Below are 17,667 nucleotides of genomic sequence, written 5' to 3'. Positions count from 1 at the left end.
GAAAGGCACCCGGACTACCGGCTGCCTTCATTGAATATTATTGAGTTGTTCTCGCCTTATCTATTATTGGCGCTAACATCGTTTATCTCAAAAATAGTAGGGTCCTGGAAGTTGTATACCTGAGCAATTGCATCAATCGCACTATCAATATCCCCAATATTATCCTGAGTAAACAGGGCGGGGGAACTCTTCAGGTAACCGAGTACATTGTTAACTTCCACGTCTGAAATAATGCGGAAGTCACTATCTACTCCTCTGAAACCGTACATAAATGCGTATGCTTCGGCCCATGCATGGTAAGCTGAGGCAGTACCCGCATCATCCGTCGCATTAAGCAAGCCGTTTTTAGCAGAGTACAGGTAATTGATAGCTGTAGCAGCCAGAGCTTTTTCCCAGTTTTCGCGGATGTCAACTACGGCACGGTTTCGCTCGTCTGTAAACTCTTCGCCTGCAGTAATGGCAGCACGGCCGGTAAGGAACGCCGTTTTCAAATTGGTATAAAACCCTGCATTATCGCGGCGGGCAGCATATTTAGCAGCCCATGAGTCGTTTCCATTATTGGGGAAAGAAGCGTCAGCACCATAGAGCAGGAAGGCATTGTCCCAGTTTTGCTCTAAAACAGATGTTTCAGTAGCACCCAGCCCTTCAGTGGTGTTGTTAGTATTAAGGTGTACAGTCACTGCCTGGTTATACAGAGCCGCGCCATACAAGCCTTTTTCTATAAATTGCTCCAGCTCAACGGCATTTTCATCTACCAAATAGCCACCATAGGTGCCTCCCTCAGCACCTTCACCATATGTATTACCGCTGGCAGCAGCAATCTCGCTGAACCAGTCGCGTACCAGAGCATCGTATTCACTGGTAGTAACAGCGCTCAGGCTGGGGGTATTCCCATTATTTGTATAAATCTCCAAAAGGCTCTGGCTATTGAGTGTTTGGTTACGGTCAGGATCTCCTGCATCACCGGGCCTTCCGGTCTTCATATAGCCGGCCAGTTCGGCAAGATCATCAGTTATAGCCTCACCGGAGCTACCAGAGGCATTAAAAGACTGGAATGTATAGGTCTGTGGCACTTCCAGCTCATTTACCATAGGGCTGTCATCGTCTTCGCTACAAGAAGCGAACAATGCACCAAAAACAAGTAGTGTATAAAGAGGCTTACGCATCTGTATTTATTTAGACTGATTTCAAATAACAGTGCAAATGTACGTCTCTTTAGAAGGATTCCAAATAAGGGCTGGTAAAAAATTAAGGCCTGTGTATGAATAAGGGCTCTGTCTTAGAAAGGAAGGTATGCCTTACGAATATACAAGGTACGAAAGCCGGATAGTTCCAGGTCGCTATGGGGAAGTACATGCATAACTATAGGGGCATTAGCATCCGCTTCAATAGGGTTGATAACCAATGAGGATGGTTGGGAAGAATAGATGCCTGGTTGCTGCTCCAAGGAATGCATGCTACCAAACAAACCAAAGGAAAATAGCAGGCTCCAGAATATTCTTTTGATGCTGATACCCATAAATGATCTTTACATTGAACCGGGTTACAAAAATAAAAGCCTCATGAGAGGCATCAAACACACAGATGAAAAAATTAACCTCCTTTTAAAGCCGGTTGTTACATGTATAGATGCATGACCGAAAGGTGTAAGAATTACGATCAAATAGCATATCTATTATCTAATTTATAGCCAAAAAATTATTTTTTCTAACTTTACAGACACTTTTTAGCCACAAAATAGCCAACAACATAATGAGCGTCAGAACCGAAAAGGATACAATGGGCACCATAGAGGTACCCGCAGATAAGTACTGGGGAGCACAAACCCAGCGTTCACTTGAAAACTTTGCCATCGGGGGGGATACTATGCGTATGCCTATCGAAATCATCCGTGCATTTGCTGTATTGAAAAAGGCTGCTGCACAGACTAATGCAACCCTCGGTGCATTGGATAAAGGCAAGGCAGATCTTATAGGACAAGTTTGCGATGAGATCATTGAAGGAAAGCTTGATGAGCACTTTCCACTCAAGGTCTGGCAGACAGGATCCGGTACGCAGTCTAATATGAATGTAAATGAGGTAGTGGCCAATCGCGCCCATGTCATTTCAGGAGGAAAACTTACGGATGAAAAGAAAACCATCCACCCTAACGACGACGTGAATAAATCTCAGTCGTCTAATGACACTTTTCCTACCGCTATGCACATAGCCTCCTACAAGCTAATAGAGGAACTCACCATTCCCAAGCTTTCTGAATTACGGGAAACGCTCGACCAAAAAGCCAAGTCTTTTGCAGAAGTGGTCAAGATAGGCCGTACCCATTTTATGGACGCTACCCCGCTTACCCTTGGTCATGAATTCAGCGGCTATGTAGCCCAATTGGACCATGGTATCCGGGCGCTAAAAAATACTTTGGCTCACCTGAGCGAACTGGCTCTTGGTGGCACAGCCGTCGGAACCGGCCTCAATACCCCTGAAGGATACTCAGAAGAGGTTGCAAAAAACATAAGCAACATTTCCGGCCTGCCCTTCGTCACAGCCCCGAATAAATTCGAAGCTTTAGCAGCCCATGATGCTATGGTGGAAACCTCAGGCGCACTGAAGCAGATAGCTGTCAGCCTTATGAAAATTGGCAATGACATCAGAATGCTGGCTTCCGGACCCCGCTGTGGTATCGGTGAAATCGTAATTCCTGAAAATGAGCCAGGCTCATCTATCATGCCTGGCAAGGTGAACCCCACGCAATGCGAAGCCCTCACCATGGTCTGTGCCCATGTAATAGGTGCCGATGTCGCCATAAGCGCAGGAGGTATGAACGGCCAGTTTGAGCTAAATGTCTTCAAGCCAATGATGGTCTATAACCTTCTTAACGCAGCCCGACTTTTAGGTGATGCAGCTGATTCGTTTAACCGGAACTGTGCAGTCGGCATAGAGCCCAACCATGAGCGCATTAAGCAGAATCTTGAGAATTCACTCATGCTGGTAACAGCTCTGAATACACATATTGGGTATGATAATGCGGCCAAAATAGCCAAAAAGGCTCATAAAGAGGGGACTACACTCAGAGAAGCAGCCCTTTCGCTGGACCTTCTTACTAATGAACAATTCGATGAATGGGTAGACCCTAAAAAAATGATAGGTAGCCTGAAATAATTACATCTGCTTTGCTAATTCGGCGGGCCTGCCTATTTTGAATTCGTTTTCAAAATCGCAACTGATATACGTTATGAAACATATTCTGGCTATTCTGGCACTTATGGCCTTTATCGCTGTTGCTCCTGAGGCTAAAGCCCAGCTTTCCAAAAAGGAAAAGAAGGAGTGGAAAAAGAAAATGAAGGCAATGGAGCCTGCCGAATTCAAGGAGTTAGTAGAGACTAACAGCAGCCTTGAAAGTGAGGTAAGTGAGCTGCGCGGCAAAGTGGACAACCTACAAAATGAGGTACAAACTAAAGAGGAGCGCATCTCTACTGCCCAAAACCAGGCACGCCAGGCCCAGGCAGAACTAGCCGAAGCCCGCGAGCAATTGAAGGCACTGGAGGAAGATGCCTCGGAAAATGAAACCCGTACAGCGAATGGAGTAGTCTTCAAAGTACAGGTAGGGGCTTACAAAAATAAGGACCTGGCCCAGTATAATGACAACAGTGACAACTTCAGCAGTGAAGAAGAGGGTGGCCTCCAGCGTATTACGCTAGGTAACTTTCGCGACTACTGGGAAGCTGATACTTTTAAGAAGTATCTGCGTGAAATGGGTGTAAAAGATGCCTGGGTCGTACCTTATAAGGACGGTCAGCGTGTGCCTATGAAAGACGTGCTCGAAGGCGTTATCTAAAGGCAGAATAAAATCTTTATTGAAAAGCAGGCACCAGGTGCCTGCTTTTTCTATTTTTAGCCCAATGCCATCATTACAATTAGTCCTATTCATCTTTAGTGCGTTGGGGGCCGGCCTTGCACTCGGCTACATAATCATTAAGCAAAAGTATAGCGCCTACGCAAGCCCGGAATCAGTACGTGAACTGGAACAGTCCATCTGGACAATGGAACAGCAATGCGAAACCTTCCGGCAGCAAAATCAACACCTGGAGTCTTCACTTGAACAATCGGGAAACATTCGGGAGCAATTAATCAGGAGTGAAGAAGAGCGACGCTACCTCAACGAAAAGCTGACCACTCAAAAGCAGGAGCTGGAAAAACTATATGGCCAGATGACTGAACGATTTGAGCTGTTGGCAGGGCAAACACTTGAAAGGAATGCAGAGACATTCGGTAAATCGCAACAGGAGAGACTTTCTCTGCTTCTAAATCCTTTGAAGGAAAAAATCGCTGATTTCGAAAAGAAGGTGGAAGAAACTCATCGACAGCAGTTTGGCGAGACGAAGGGGCTAAAAGAGGAGCTAAGGCGTATGGAAGCGCTGAATCTGCAGATGAGGGACGATGCACGACACCTAACTGAAGCGCTTAAAGGGGACCAAAGAACGCAGGGCCATTGGGGGGAAATGGTACTGGAAAAAATCCTGGAGCGTAGCGGGCTTACAGAAAGCCTCGAATTTCACAGGCAAAAAGCCCTGAACGTATCCGGGGCTGTATCAGTTAGCCAGCGACCGGATATCATAGTAGACCTGCCTGGCCACCGGCAGATAATTATAGACAGCAAGGTTTCTCTTAAAGCCTATGAAAGCTGCCTGAACACAGAAGATGAGGCAGAAAGAAAGAAACACTTTAAAGCCCACCTTGATAGCATACGCAATCATGTTAAAGGCCTGAGCGAAAAGCACTATTATCAACTTCAAAAAGTTAATAGTCTGGAGTTTGTATTGCTCTTTATCCCCGTAGAGGCCAGCTATAGCCTAGCTTTCAGGCAGGATCATACAGACTTATTCAGCTACGCATGGGAGAGAAAAATCATTGTGGTCAGCCCCACCACTTTGATGGCCACCTTACGAACGATTGCCAGCCTGTGGAAAACGGAAAAACAACACGCGAATGCCCTCCGGATAGCGGAAGAAGGCGGCAAACTATACGATAAACTATATGCTTTTATCAAAGACCTGGAAAAGGTAGGCCGGCACCTGGACCAAACTACCGGTGCATACGACGATGCTATGAAAAAACTGCACGAGGGCCGGGGTAATCTTCTGGATAGGGCGGAAAAACTCAAGGATATGGGCGTTACAGCTAAAAAAAGCCTGGGAGATTAAGCCCCAATTGCTTAAAAAGCAAAAACAAACCCGCGTCTATGGGTAGGTGAACGCGGGTCTTTATTCGTATAAGGATAAAAGAGCAGCTGGGGGTATGGGTACTCCTAAACACCTGCTCTTCTTAATCTATCCCTTACATTTCCTCACAATCAGTAGTATAAGGAGGGCATACAAAACACCCTGTATTTTCTGTAGGACATACAGGTGAGTCTGTCTTGTACTTTGACCCAGCCTTCACTGATTCCTTATCTGTCTCAGTTATAAATGAGGCAATCTGGAGGTTTTCGAGGTTGATCTTCTTTTTCATAGAAATAATATTCAAAGTTAAAATTGAGGTACCTCCTCAGGACAAACGTAGCACCAGGTATTGGCGGTAGGATCATTAGGGTCTTTAATGCTTATGTCCACTTCCCTTAAACCCGCTTTGATTCCCTTAATGTCAGTTACAAAACTGGAAACACGTAGTTGCTCTAGCTTTTTCTTCTTGTCATAATTAATGTAAGTTAAAGTTTATACCGATAAGATAATCATTATAGCACACTTATGCAGAAACATTTAACCTGTACCTGCCAGTGACACACGATGAATTAAAATTATTGCCGGATTCCTGCTTCATTTCATTTAAATTTGGCCCTCTATGCAAAAAAGATGGGTGATAAAAGAAACTCCCGAGGAGGAGAGAGTACGTGAGCTGGCGGAGAGCATCAACGTCAATCCTCACCTGGCCACGTTATTATATCAGCGGAAGATATCCACATACGAGCAAGCCGAACAGTTTTTCTGCCCTGCATTGACCCAACTGCATGATCCATTTCTGATGCTCAATATGGGCCGGGCAGTTGAACGCCTGACTCAGGCAATCGGAGATGAGGAAAAAATCATGATCTATGGTGACTATGATGTGGACGGTACCACCTCCGTTGCGTTAGTGTTCGGTTTTTTGCAACACTATTCCTCACACCTCATCTATTATATACCAGACCGCTATGATGAAGGGTACGGAGTGTCCGAGCAGGGAATACGCTATGCTGCTGAAGCTGGCGTGTCTCTTATTATTACGCTGGACTGCGGCATAAAAGCCCTGAATACCATAGGACTCGCTGGTAAGCTTGGAGTAGATGTGATCGTGTGTGATCATCACCTGCCCGGAGAAGATTTACCTCCAGCCTATGCCGTGCTCGATCCTAAGCAGGCTGATTGCCCATACCCTTATAAAGAACTAAGTGGGTGTGGAGTAGGCTTTAAACTACTCCATGCCTGGTGTCTGCAGAATAGTATTCCGGAGCAGGAGCTCTTTGCCCACCTGGATCTCCTGGCTGTGAGCATAGCAGCTGATATCGTACCCTTGACAGGGGAAAACAGGGTATTGAGCCACTTCGGGCTTAAAGTACTTGCCAGGACAAAAAATACCGGCCTCAGAGCACTCATTCAAACTGCTTCAATAAAAGTCCCCCTCAGTATTCGCGATGTGGTATTCAGAATTGCTCCGCGCATAAATGCAGCCGGCCGGGTATCACATGGTCGTAATGCCGTGGCGCTGCTGCTGACTGATGATGAAGAGGAGGCCATTTCGATGGCGAAGGCTATAAACGAAAACAATACCAGCCGCAAAGAATTTGACAGCACCATCACCAAGGAGGCTCTTGAGCTAATCGAATCTGACGTGCTATTGAAAGGGGCCCGCAGTACTGTCCTTTTTAAGCATGACTGGCATAAAGGGGTCATTGGTATCGTGGCGTCACGTTGCATTGAAAAATACCATCGGCCGACGATCATCCTGACTGAGTCCAACAGTATGGCAACCGGATCTGCAAGATCTATTCCCGGCTTTGACATATATGAGGCTATTTCTTCCTGCAGTGAGTACCTGGAACAGTATGGCGGCCACACCCATGCAGCAGGGCTTACCCTTAAAATTGAAAATGTCGAGGCTTTTGCCAGTAGGTTTGAAGAGGTAGCCAGCAATCTTGTTCATGAGGAACTGCTTACTCCACCAATGGATATAGACCTGGAGATACCGCTGGAGCGGATAAGTCCGAAATTTTTTAGCATCTTGAAGCGCATGGCTCCATTCGGGCCGCAAAACATGGTTCCTGTATTTGCCAGCAGAGGAGTGAGCCTGGCCTCCAGGCCACGAATTATTAAAGGCAAACATCTGGTACTATTATTGAAGCGAACAGACTTACCCCCTATAGAGGCTATCGCATGGAATATGGCCCCATTGGCCCCCTCACTGGAACGGGGACCTTTCGATCTGGCCTATACTATAGAGGAAAATGAATACCGGGGCAACAAAACTCTGAGGCTCTGTGTAGAAGATATACAATTTCATACTAACTTAACCCACACATAATCTATGTTGCTGCGGGCAGAAAAGCTAGTTAAAAAGTACAAGAAACGGACAGTGGTAAACCAGGTCTCCGTAGACGTGAGTCAGGGAGAGATCGTGGGACTGTTAGGACCTAACGGTGCCGGAAAAACCACAACTTTTTACATGATCGTTGGTCTTATTAAGCCTAACGATGGAAGGATTTATCTGGACAATGAAGACATTACCTCTCTGGCGATGTACCGGAGAGCTAAACTTGGCATTGGCTACCTTGCTCAGGAAGCCTCGGTTTTCAGAAAACTAACTGTGGAAGAAAACCTGAAGGCAGTACTGGAAATGACAAAACTTTCTAAGGCTGAGCAAAAACATAAAATCGAGGAATTGCTTGATGAGTTCAGCCTTGGTCATGTACGTAATAACCTGGGCATGGTACTTTCCGGTGGCGAACGCCGCCGAACGGAAATTGCCAGGGCACTGGCAGTGGATCCGAAATTTGTACTGCTCGATGAGCCATTTGCCGGTGTGGACCCTATAGCCGTAGAAGAGATCCAGACCATCGTAGCCAAGCTAAAGAATAAAAATATCGGAATTCTGATCACTGACCACAATGTGAATGAGACTCTGAGTATTACCGACAGGGCTTATCTCATGTTTGAAGGTCAGCTCCTCAAAGCAGGCACAGCCGAAGAGCTTGCCGCCGATGAGCAGGTAAGACGGGTGTATCTCGGACAGAATTTTGAGTTGAAACGTAAGATCTGACGGAAATTAATGGAAATCCTGAATTCAATTTTGACCTGGGTGATGAAAAAGCGGATCCACCAGATCGAGCTTTTTATGAAATACCCTCACGATGTTCAGGGTGAATTGTTCCACAAGCTGATTCAACAGGGTAAGCACACCTATTTTGGGAAAAAATACGGGTTCTCTGATATCCGGCACCTGTCCCAGTTTCAACAGCGGGTCCCTATTTCCACTTACGAGGATCTATTCCCCTATATAGACCGTCTGCTTAAAGGCGAGCAGAATGTCCTTTGGCCTACTGAAATTAAGTGGTTTGCCAAATCCTCCGGCACTACCAATGCCCGGAGTAAATTCATTCCCGTATCTTCCGAAGCACTGGAAGATTGCCACTTTAAAGGCGGGAAGGACATGATATCCATCTATGTCAATAATTACCCCGAAACACGTGTATTCACAGGTAAGGGATTGGTGGTAGGCGGAAGCCACCAGATCAACCAGTTTGATACCAGCCGCAACAGCTTCTATGGAGACGTATCTGCCGTATTAGTAAAGAATATGCCATGGTGGGCACAGGCAGCCAGGGTACCCAGTATGGATATAGCGCTGTTGGATAACTGGGAGGAAAAAATTGAAAAAATGGCCCGCGCCACGGCTGATGAGCATGTGACCAACATTAGCGGGGTTCCTACCTGGACGCTGGTTTTACTCCAGCGCATCCTGGAGATAACGGGTAAAGATGACATTACCGAAGTATGGCCGGACCTGGAGGTATTTGTACATGGCGCCGTATCATTTACCCCCTACCGGGATGTCTTCCAGCAGCTCATTCCCAGCAGCGGCATGCATTATCTGGAAACTTATAATGCAAGTGAGGGCTTTTTCGGCATTCAGGACCGAACCGACAGCTACGAGATGCTGCTTATGTTGGATTACGGCATTTTTTATGAGTTTATCCCCATGGATGAATGGGATAAAGAGGATCCTACTGTGCTAACCCTTGACCAGGTAGAAACCGGGAAAAACTATGCCGTGGTTATCACCACTAACGCAGGGCTGTGGCGATACAAAATTGGTGATACCGTTAAGTTCACCTCTACTGACCCTTATCGGATCAAAATAAGCGGTCGCACCAAGCACTTCATTAATGCTTTTGGTGAAGAGGTCATCATCGAAAATGCGGAGGAAGCGATCACCGAAGCCTGTTCCCGTACCAATGCTGTAATTGATAACTTTACGGCCGCCCCCAGGTATCTGGAAACGGGCAAAAAGGGGGGGCACGAATGGATCATTGAATTTAAGTGTCGGCCCTCTGATCAGGAGTCATTTATATCCGTTCTGGATGAAACTCTTCGTAAAATCAATAGTGATTACGACGCCAAAAGACAGGCAGACCTTGCCCTGGAGAGGCCGGTTATTCATTTCGTAAATGAAGGGACATTCTATAATTGGATGAAAAAACGTGGTAAGCTGGGTGGTCAGAATAAGGTGCCTCGCCTGAGTAACGATAGAGAATATGTGGAGGACATCCTTAAGATGATAAACGCTTAGGTGGTGAGGAGTTTACTGAGCTCTAGTAATTGGCCTTCACTGAGCAACTCCTGTATACGTTGAAATAGCTGTCTCTCCTCTCTGCGTACATGTTTTTCCAGGAGGCGCCCAAGCTCATCCAAGTGCTCTGCGATCATCTCACTGGCAGAGTCCAGGTTTTTGCTCAACCTTCGGATCTCTTCATGGTCAGTAGTCAGTTCCCGGATTAACCGTTGGAGCGCCGATGCCTTTTCACTGACGAACGGAAATAATAGTTTTTCCTCCTTATCCATATGTGCTTCCAGCACTTCACTGTAAAAAGAAAGAAAATAGTCAATTTTTCCGGCAGGGTCAGCAGGCATTCCTTCGTAGGAAGGCACATCAGCTTTCAATAATTGGGCGCAGAGCAGTACCTTATGATGCTCACGACTTATAGGAATAAGCGAGGAGTGTCTTTTCATTGTCAACAGAACCTAAAAAACCCGGCACGAAGCACCGGGTCCAGAAATTAATATCCAATAATATTATTAATTAGCTATCCTTCCATTTTATAGTGCAGCCAATTCCTTTGGCCTGCTTAGTTTGTACCCCTTCACCGGCAAGCAGGTTGTCTACGGCGGCTTCCACATACTTCACATCAGCCTCTTCTGCATTTTTGTAATTATTATCGATAGCCCCGATGTAAGCTACCCTATTCTTGTTGCCTTCCTTTTTTAGCAAAAATACGTGAGGGGTATAGGCGGCACCATAAGTACGTGCAATTTCCTGTGTCTCATCTACCAGGTAAGCAAAGGGATAATCTTTTTCCTTTGCGCGTTTTTGCATGTTTTCATAACTATCCTGTGGCTGTTTTACGGGATCATTAGGGTTAATAGCTACTATAGGATACCCTTGGTCAGCATACTTATTATGCAATTCAATTATACGTTGTTCATACATTTTTGCATACGGACAATGGTTACAGGTAAATACCACAATGTACCCCTTCGCGTCACTATAGTCTGACAAAGACACCATTTCTCCGTCGATATTCTTGAGTTTGAAGTCACGGGCGATGTCTCCTACCTTATAACCATCCTTATCCCCTGCTGCCGTGAAGGCCATCAGCCCGGCTATACAGACAAATAGAAGTGTGAAAAGTCTCATATAGATAAAATTTGGTTGAATTTTTACTTACTAAATTTAGCAATATAATTTTCTAATTCCTGCTGATTAACAGGCTCCCCAATAAATATGCGATCTCCAGATCCTTTGTCAATAATAAGCGTGGCAGGAATAGCCCCGGACCAGCGTTTATCCACTTTGTTTATAAAGGCGTTAAAGTCTGTCTCATCAAGTAAAACCACTTCACTATCAAGCTGTTTCCGCTTTACAAATGGAATAACTTTACTTTCAAGGACATCCGCATCGTCCAGACTTACCAGTACGGTTTTAATTCCGTTGGCAGCATATTTCTTATTTACGCTTTCGAAGTAGGGAAGTTCTTTAACACATGGTCCACACCAGGTAGCCCAAAAATTAACTACAAGAATGTCCTCTCCGGGCTCATCTATTAGGTTTAGCAATTCCGGATATTTGATAACACGTACAGGAGCCTGGTCGTTATTGAATGAGGTTAGAAAAATAAACAGACCTAAAGAAAAAACACGTACTAAATATTTCATAACACAGTTAAAAACGGTTGCTCTAGAAAAATAGTGCAATTGACTAAAAGAGCAAAGTAAAATAAAATCTAATATGGCGCCCGACATGCCAATCAGAATAAAAAATTAGCAACCCTTAAATTTGCACTATTCCCACACCAACAAATTGCTTAATTCATTTGATAGCTTACCTGAATCAACCAATGTCAAGCTAGACCCTGAAATTTACCGAAACCAGCCCTATCCTAATCGAAACACAGCAAACTATTTGATTTTTAATTTGTACCCGGGAGGTCTGAAACTTTTAAAAGCGAACTAGCCGGGGTTTTTGGTGTGTAAGGTTTTGGGGTTTTTAGTCAGATTAGCCTTGTCTATTTAGGGCATAATTGACATAAAAAAAGAACCAAAAATAAACCTTCTATTTTTTCCACATTTTAGGAAAGTTATCCACATAGTCGCTAGCAGCTTATATAAATACCTGTTTTTGAGCTATTTAGGTATTTTAACCAAAAGTATACTTTTGTGGATAACTCCGCTTCTATTTTTAGTAGTCGAGAAAGTCAAGCTAAATTTTTGCCAAAAATCTTTGGCTCGATTGGAGCTTTCAGCCAATATTACAGAGGTTAAAAGATGTGCGTTTTAGAACTCCCTATTCTGTCTGATCAGCTTTTTACGGTAAGCATTAAAAATTCTGCTTTTGGAGACAAACCCTATATACTCACCATCGTCAATAACCGGCAGGTTCCAGGCCCCGGATTTTTCGAATTTCATCATAACGGATTGCATAGTCTCGTGTGAAGAAACATAAGCCGGAGGGCTATGCATTAAGCTTTTAACTGTTATATTTTTCCGTGAATCCTCGTCAAACATTATTTCCCGGATATCATCTAATGTGATGATACCCACCAGTTCATGCCCATTGTTTACTACCGGAAAAATGTTTCTTTTACTTAACCTGACCAGTTTAACCAAATCCCCGAGTGACTTCTCAGGGTCTATGATCAGCAAGTCTTTCTCGATAATCTTATTAAGATCAATCAGACTCAACACCTGCCGGTCCCGGTCATATGTGAGATCCCCGCGTTCCACCAGGTTCTTGGTGTACAACGAGTATTTCTCAAAGTAGCTTATGGTACTAAAGGCAATTGCAGATACCAGCATCAGAGGCACAAAAAGGGTATATCCGCCTGTAACCTCTGCAATAAGAAAAATAGCGGTCATGGGCGCATGAAGTATGCCGCTCATTACGCCACACATGCCAACCAGCGTAAAATTACTCAGGCTGATAGTAGAATCTATGCCGGTGAGTCCTACAACACGGGCAAAAACAAAACCTGTCACCCCTCCTAAAAATAGTGACGGGGCAAAAATACCACCGCTACCACCGGCGGCTATAGTAAGGGCACTGGCTACGGGCTTTACCAGCATCACCCCTACTAAAAACAAGACCAAAAGCCAGTTGTCTTCAAAGTAATGAGTAAAGAAAAGGCTCTTTTCCAGTACACGGGGAGAGCTACCAGCCAGTAAGTCTTTAATGGTTTCGTATCCTTCGCCATAGATCGGGGGGAATATAAAAATTATAAGCCCCAGGCCGATTCCTCCCAGAACAGCCTTTGATAAGTGATTTTTAATCTTCCCTACCCAGTTTTCCACCCTGTACATGACTCTGGTAAAGTACACGGAGGTAAGTCCGCATACGACGCCTAGTAGTATATAAAGTGGTGTATCTTCCGCCCGGAAGCTTTCCTGCAGCTTAAAGGAAAAGAGAATATCGTCTCCCAGAAGAGTCAATGACACAAGGGACCCGGATACTGAAGAAATAAGCAGGGGAATAAGACCGCTAAAGGTTACGTCAGCCAGCATTACCTCAATACTAAAGATCACCCCTGCAATAGGAGAGTTGAATATAGCTGATATAGCTCCCGCGGCACCGCACCCAATCAGAAGGGTGCGCTTCTTGTAATTCAGGTGCATCATCCGGCCGGTGTTGGACCCAATAGCCGAACCTGTAACTACTATAGGGGACTCCAGCCCAACCGAACCGCCAAAGCCTACGGTAAGGGCACTCGTAACCATCTTACTGTACATCCGCCTCTTTCGGATCAGGCTACTCTTTTTGCTAATACTATATAGAGTATCTGAAATACCGTGGCCATTTTTCTCCCTCAAAATATAGTCAGTGAGAAAAACGGTGATAAGGATACCTAGGAGTGGGTAGCTAAGATAAAGCAGGTTAGCATAGCCAATGTCAAAGCCACCGGTAAGAAAGTCCTGAATAAAATGAACCGCCTCCTTAAGCGTAACGGCAGCAATCCCTGATAAAGCGCCAATCACCCCACTAAGAAACAATACGAAGTTTTTCGTATTGACATGCCTCACGCGCCAGATTAAAAATCTAAGTAAAAGTTCATTAGCCTTCATCCGGCGGCAAATTTATAAAGAATTATCCGTGTTGATAAGACTTAAACAGAATACGTAAGCACGCATTTAGTGTAGTGGAAGAAAATCCGTCGCATACTGTACGGACAACCCGTTTCATATCTGATAGATTGTGCTATATTATCATCCGTAAACAGCATTTTATCCGTCGTTTATATGAGAGCCATTATTCCTGTTGCCGGGATCGGAGCCAGACTTCGTCCTCACACACATACTCAGCCAAAAGCCCTGGTACCCGTAGCGGGTAAGCCGATACTTGCCCATATCGTTGATGGCCTTATAGAGGGGGGGATAAAAGACTTTGTATTTATCCTGGGTTATCTCGGAAGTAAAATAGAGGAGTTTATCCTGAGCCACTACCAGCAGCAAGGGCTTACTGTACGGTTTGTATTACAAGAACCCAGGCAAGGTATCGCTCATGCTGTATGGTTTGCCCGCCAGTATATAGAAAACGAAGAGGACGTGCTTATTGTGCTTGGGGACTCTATCGTTCAACTGAACCTGGATGACTTCCTGGCAAAAGACACCACTATGATCGGCGTCAGAAAAGTGGCCGTACCAGGCATGTTTGGTGTAGCTGAGGCAGACAGATCGGGAAAAATCAAGGGGTTGGTGGAAAAACCCAAAATCCCTAAATCTAACTTAGGCATTGTGGGCATTTATCGCATCAAAAACCCCAGATTATTAATAGAGAGCATCGAGTATATTTTAAAGAACGACTACAAAACCTATGGGGAGTATCAGCTGACGGATGCGCTGATGTACATGGTAAAAAAAGGTGAGGATATGTATACCTACCAGGTAGAGCACTGGTATGACTGTGGCAAGAAAGAAAGTGTACTGGAGGCAAATGCTATCCTTCTGCAGAACCCAAAGTATCAGAATATTCCCGAAGATCAGTTTCCGGATTGCATTATCATTCCCCCTGTAAATATAATGGGCAACTGCCGAATCACTAAGAGCATTATCGGGCCTAATGTAGCTATCGGTGAAAACAGCATTGTTGAATCATCTATTATCAGCAATACCATCATAGGCTCATTTAGTGAACTGGAAAATACGGTGTTGTCAGAATCCATCATCGGAAATGATGCCAGCCTTAAAGGAATAAGTCAAAGCCTGAATATCGGAGATAATACAGAAATTATTTTTGGCCAATAAAAAACGCCCGCTACCACGGTAGCAGGCGTTGTAGGATTAAGAGAATGAGAAGAACTAGCGTTCCATTACCTCCATGTTATAGAAGCGGTAGTGAACGTATCTTTTATTGGTTTTAAGAATATTGAGTACGTATTGCCACAGCGTCTCGTAGCTGATCACCTCCACATCATTCTGAAGGTCTCCGGGGATCTGATTCCGAACCAGCTTTTTGTAGTAGTTCTGGCCTTTTTCCTGTACAAGGTCAATATCAAAATCCTTTTCGGTTACAATTCCCATCATGCGTATGAAGATGCTGTTACGGTAATTGTGCCGCTTATCCAGGTGTGTGGAGCTGTATTGCTGTATATTGTCTACACGTTTGCGTACCTCATCCACTTCACCTTCACGCAACAGGTACAGAAACTGGATGACCAGGGTGGCAATGTTCAGTCCGTTGTACTCCTTTGGGTAGTCAGGAATAGCCTGCAGGAAGCCGTCTATATCAAAGCCCCACTTCAGTAGCTTGCTGTCATTTACAAACACGAGGTAAGCGCGGTATATCTGCCAGCGCTCTTTGTCCATTTCCTCAAGTGTATTGTAATTCTTATTCGTACGTACTTTTCTAAAAAGGTCCCCTGCCTTTTTATACTTTTCGCTTCTCATCAGGAGCAGGAAGTAGTACTCAACAAAGTTGAACCATTCCTTGGTGCCATCTTTAAAGAGCTGCATATTCTTTTCAGCATACGCAGCACCCGCTTTCACATCCTTAAGGAAGAAATAAGCATAGAGCTTTTGAAAAGCAATTTCCTTTTTATCAAGCCCCACATCAATATCATGGTAGCTTCTGCTCAGATACTTCTTCTCAAGGGCAGTACATAATTCTACTGATTTTTCAAACTCCCAATTCAGCGTATGAAATATGAGCTGTAGTCGCTTTCCTAATATATCCAGGCGCTTGCTTTTGTAAGTTTCTGCCTGCTTTTGGATATGCTGAATAACCTTGGGCATATCACCTACTACCCTGTTTTGCGCACTGATGGACTTATTAATGTACACCATGCGCGTCTGGAATTTTTCTTCACATTCCAGAACCGTATTTTTAAATTGGCGATAGGCATTGATCTCATCCTGCATCTCAAAGAAAGGCGTGGTCTTGCCAGATGCGGCATATTGATCACGAAGGATTTCCATAGCCTGCAGGGCTATGTCTACAAACTCATACTGCTGGGCATCTTTAATGAGTTGCGGGAGAATACGGATAGCAATGTCTTCCGCTCCTTCGCGAATCAGGATCTTGCACTGATGCAATGCATGGCGACACTGGTATTCGCATTTTTCGTAACTGGTGTAAATGTTCTTTTCGTAATCAAGAAAATACAGGTGATTAAGTAGCTTTTGCCGGAGTTTACCTTTCGCATTACGGTAATTCCGGTTCCCCGGATCAGACCCGAACATGTCATCGGCAGCTTCTTCATCAGACAAAAACTTCCCCGCTATAATACCCTCATACAGTTGATTGTCTTTTGAGATTTCTTTTTTACGAAAATTTTGATTAACGAGCTGGATGCTTCGCTGCCCTTTTTTGCGAACGATCTCTATTAAGGTTAGTAGTTCTTGCATGACTAAAGGCGTAATAAATTGGCGTAAATCGAAATGAATTTTATCTCATTACAAAATAGTAGAAAATAGTTTAAAACAAAAAATTAAGTTTCCACTATCGACTTTATATAACAGGAAATCAGAGCATTTTACGGGTTCTTCAAATCCGGCTGGTTTCCATTATTATTACATACCACACCCTAAAGGTTCAATTGGTTGAGAGGATAATTGAAGGTTGTTTACATGTAATTAACGTTCCATTTTCGTAAATAAATTAGAAAAAGGCCGTGAAATACATTTTAGGTAGCTATTGCAACAAACACTTTCAATCCACCGTTTTTAGATGTAAGGATTATCAGAAAACAAAAAACTTTTAGTAAATTCATCTATAGCTGACACCTGAGTTTTTCGATTTCTCATTTTTTAATCCACTGAGGAAGACACTTTTTGATATGGAAAATTACAGAATTCAATACAAGTGCTTTAAGGTCCCGAGGCCTGGCACCGGACTGGATGGTTTTTCGCTGGATACGGAATATACAGGGAGAACGTTCAATGGTTTGTTTGAAGTAACTCCTGAATGGGGAAGTGGAAAGCAAACTAAGCTACTGGACCGGAATATTTTCCGGCAATACTTCGAATTAGTCAATCAACCCTTGGCAGGATGAGCATTAAACAGGTCAAAGAAACCTGCCTGTACATAGAAGACATTGACCGCACGAAGGCATTTTATGAGAAAAAGTTAGGCCTGCCCGTAATATCCATAGCACCGGGCAGGCATATTTTTTTCAGAGCAGGCACTTCTGTATTACTTTGCTTTATTGCTGCTGTCACGAAACAGGAAGAAAGGCTTCCTCCCCACTATGCTAAGGGTAAGCAGCACATCGCATTTGAAATAAGTAAAGAAGAATACATGAGCTGGAAAGAAAAGCTCAGGGAAGTGGGTGTTCGCATAACCCATGAAGAGCACTGGAAAAATGGCTACAGCTCATTTTATTTCGATGATCCTGATGGGCATGTCCTCGAAATTGTAGAGGAGGGTTTTTGGGGATAA

The 17,667-nt window shown here is 44.3% G+C and carries 18 protein-coding genes; 9 read left to right on the top strand and 9 right to left on the bottom strand.

Going from position 1 to position 17,667, the window contains the following annotated elements; translation table 11 throughout:
* Window positions 1-56: 56 nt before the first annotated feature.
* Complete coding sequence (locus AB9P05_RS09090) at window positions 57-1,166, bottom strand: DUF4856 domain-containing protein (RefSeq protein ID WP_371908511.1); 1,110 nt, start codon at window positions 1,164-1,166, stop codon at window positions 57-59.
* A gap of 113 nt (window positions 1,167-1,279) precedes the next feature.
* Complete coding sequence (locus tag AB9P05_RS09085) at window positions 1,280-1,519, bottom strand: hypothetical protein (protein WP_371908510.1); 240 nt, start codon at window positions 1,517-1,519, stop codon at window positions 1,280-1,282.
* Between the two features lie 233 nt (window positions 1,520-1,752).
* Here AB9P05_RS09085 and fumC point away from each other — a divergent pair, with 233 nt between their 5' ends.
* The 3 genes from fumC (at window position 1,753) to rmuC (ending at window position 5,195) form a co-directional block, all read left to right on the top strand.
* Window positions 1,753-3,153 carry a class II fumarate hydratase gene (gene fumC, locus AB9P05_RS09080; protein WP_371908509.1) on the top strand — a complete coding sequence of 467 codons (1,401 nt, stop codon included), beginning with the start codon at window positions 1,753-1,755 and terminating at the stop codon, window positions 3,151-3,153.
* A gap of 73 nt (window positions 3,154-3,226) precedes the next feature.
* A complete protein-coding gene (locus AB9P05_RS09075) occupies window positions 3,227-3,829 on the top strand; it encodes an SPOR domain-containing protein (RefSeq protein WP_371908508.1) in 603 nt (200 codons plus the stop codon).
* A 64-nt stretch (window positions 3,830-3,893) separates the two neighbouring features.
* On the top strand, window positions 3,894-5,195 hold the full coding sequence (gene rmuC, locus AB9P05_RS09070; protein ID WP_371908507.1) for a DNA recombination protein RmuC: 1,302 nt from the start codon (window positions 3,894-3,896) through the stop codon (window positions 5,193-5,195).
* A 133-nt stretch (window positions 5,196-5,328) separates the two neighbouring features.
* On the opposite strand, the gene AB9P05_RS09065 is transcribed toward rmuC, so the two are convergent.
* Both AB9P05_RS09065 and AB9P05_RS09060 read right to left on the bottom strand, forming a co-directional pair.
* On the bottom strand, window positions 5,329-5,502 hold the full coding sequence (locus tag AB9P05_RS09065) for a pinensin family lanthipeptide (protein WP_371908506.1): 174 nt from the start codon (window positions 5,500-5,502) through the stop codon (window positions 5,329-5,331).
* Between the two features lie 17 nt (window positions 5,503-5,519).
* Window positions 5,520-5,693, bottom strand: a complete 174-nt coding sequence (locus tag AB9P05_RS09060) for a pinensin family lanthipeptide (RefSeq protein WP_371911341.1) — start codon at window positions 5,691-5,693, stop codon at window positions 5,520-5,522.
* A gap of 139 nt (window positions 5,694-5,832) precedes the next feature.
* Between AB9P05_RS09060 and recJ the strand changes: the two genes are divergently transcribed.
* From recJ to AB9P05_RS09045, 3 genes are read left to right on the top strand one after another with little or no spacing between them, the layout of a single operon-like run.
* Window positions 5,833-7,548: a single-stranded-DNA-specific exonuclease RecJ gene (gene recJ / locus AB9P05_RS09055; protein ID WP_371908505.1), complete on the top strand. Its 1,716-nt coding sequence runs from the start codon at window positions 5,833-5,835 to the stop codon at window positions 7,546-7,548.
* Between the two features lie 3 nt (window positions 7,549-7,551).
* On the top strand, window positions 7,552-8,283 hold the full coding sequence (gene lptB, locus AB9P05_RS09050) for an LPS export ABC transporter ATP-binding protein (RefSeq protein ID WP_371908504.1): 732 nt from the start codon (window positions 7,552-7,554) through the stop codon (window positions 8,281-8,283).
* A 9-nt stretch (window positions 8,284-8,292) separates the two neighbouring features.
* On the top strand, window positions 8,293-9,813 hold the full coding sequence (locus tag AB9P05_RS09045) for a GH3 auxin-responsive promoter family protein (protein WP_371908503.1): 1,521 nt from the start codon (window positions 8,293-8,295) through the stop codon (window positions 9,811-9,813).
* Here AB9P05_RS09045 and AB9P05_RS09040 read toward each other — a convergent pair.
* The 4 genes from AB9P05_RS09040 to AB9P05_RS09025 all read right to left on the bottom strand — a co-directional run bounded on the left by AB9P05_RS09040 (window position 9,810) and on the right by AB9P05_RS09025 (window position 13,856).
* Window positions 9,810-10,253 (bottom strand): hemerythrin domain-containing protein, encoded by a 444-nt coding sequence (locus tag AB9P05_RS09040; protein WP_371908502.1) that lies wholly within the window; start codon window positions 10,251-10,253, stop codon window positions 9,810-9,812. The two genes, AB9P05_RS09045 and AB9P05_RS09040, sit on opposite strands and share 4 nt — an antisense overlap.
* Window positions 10,254-10,323: 70 nt before the next feature.
* A complete protein-coding gene (locus AB9P05_RS09035) occupies window positions 10,324-10,938 on the bottom strand; it encodes a thioredoxin family protein (RefSeq protein WP_371908501.1) in 615 nt (204 codons plus the stop codon).
* A gap of 23 nt (window positions 10,939-10,961) precedes the next feature.
* The gene (locus AB9P05_RS09030; protein WP_371908500.1) at window positions 10,962-11,456 is read right to left on the bottom strand and encodes a TlpA disulfide reductase family protein; all 495 of its coding nucleotides are present in this window, start codon (window positions 11,454-11,456) and stop codon (window positions 10,962-10,964) included.
* A 618-nt stretch (window positions 11,457-12,074) separates the two neighbouring features.
* Window positions 12,075-13,856, bottom strand: coding sequence for a chloride channel protein (locus AB9P05_RS09025; RefSeq protein WP_371908499.1), 1,782 nt, complete (start codon window positions 13,854-13,856; stop codon window positions 12,075-12,077).
* Between the two features lie 174 nt (window positions 13,857-14,030).
* On the opposite strand from AB9P05_RS09025, the gene AB9P05_RS09020 reads away from it, so the two are divergent.
* Window positions 14,031-15,035 carry a sugar phosphate nucleotidyltransferase gene (locus AB9P05_RS09020; protein ID WP_371908498.1) on the top strand — a complete coding sequence of 335 codons (1,005 nt, stop codon included), beginning with the start codon at window positions 14,031-14,033 and terminating at the stop codon, window positions 15,033-15,035.
* Between the two features lie 54 nt (window positions 15,036-15,089).
* On the opposite strand, the gene AB9P05_RS09015 is transcribed toward AB9P05_RS09020, so the two are convergent.
* The gene (locus tag AB9P05_RS09015) at window positions 15,090-16,634 is read right to left on the bottom strand and encodes a hypothetical protein (RefSeq protein WP_371908497.1); all 1,545 of its coding nucleotides are present in this window, start codon (window positions 16,632-16,634) and stop codon (window positions 15,090-15,092) included.
* Between the two features lie 431 nt (window positions 16,635-17,065).
* On the opposite strand from AB9P05_RS09015, the gene AB9P05_RS09010 reads away from it, so the two are divergent.
* Together AB9P05_RS09010 and AB9P05_RS09005 are read left to right on the top strand one after the other, a co-directional pair.
* Window positions 17,066-17,281: a hypothetical protein gene (locus AB9P05_RS09010; protein ID WP_371908496.1), complete on the top strand. Its 216-nt coding sequence runs from the start codon at window positions 17,066-17,068 to the stop codon at window positions 17,279-17,281.
* Window positions 17,278-17,667, top strand: a complete 390-nt coding sequence (locus AB9P05_RS09005) for a VOC family protein (protein ID WP_371908495.1) — start codon at window positions 17,278-17,280, stop codon at window positions 17,665-17,667. The genes AB9P05_RS09010 and AB9P05_RS09005 overlap by 4 nt, the downstream gene beginning before the upstream one ends.

It is taken from the genome of Roseivirga sp. BDSF3-8, from assembly GCF_041449215.1.
GTDB lineage: Bacteria > Bacteroidota > Bacteroidia > Cytophagales > Cyclobacteriaceae > JBGNFV01.
The sequence above is the reverse complement of the archived record's forward strand: the minus strand, read 5'-3'. Positions and strand labels throughout refer to the sequence as shown.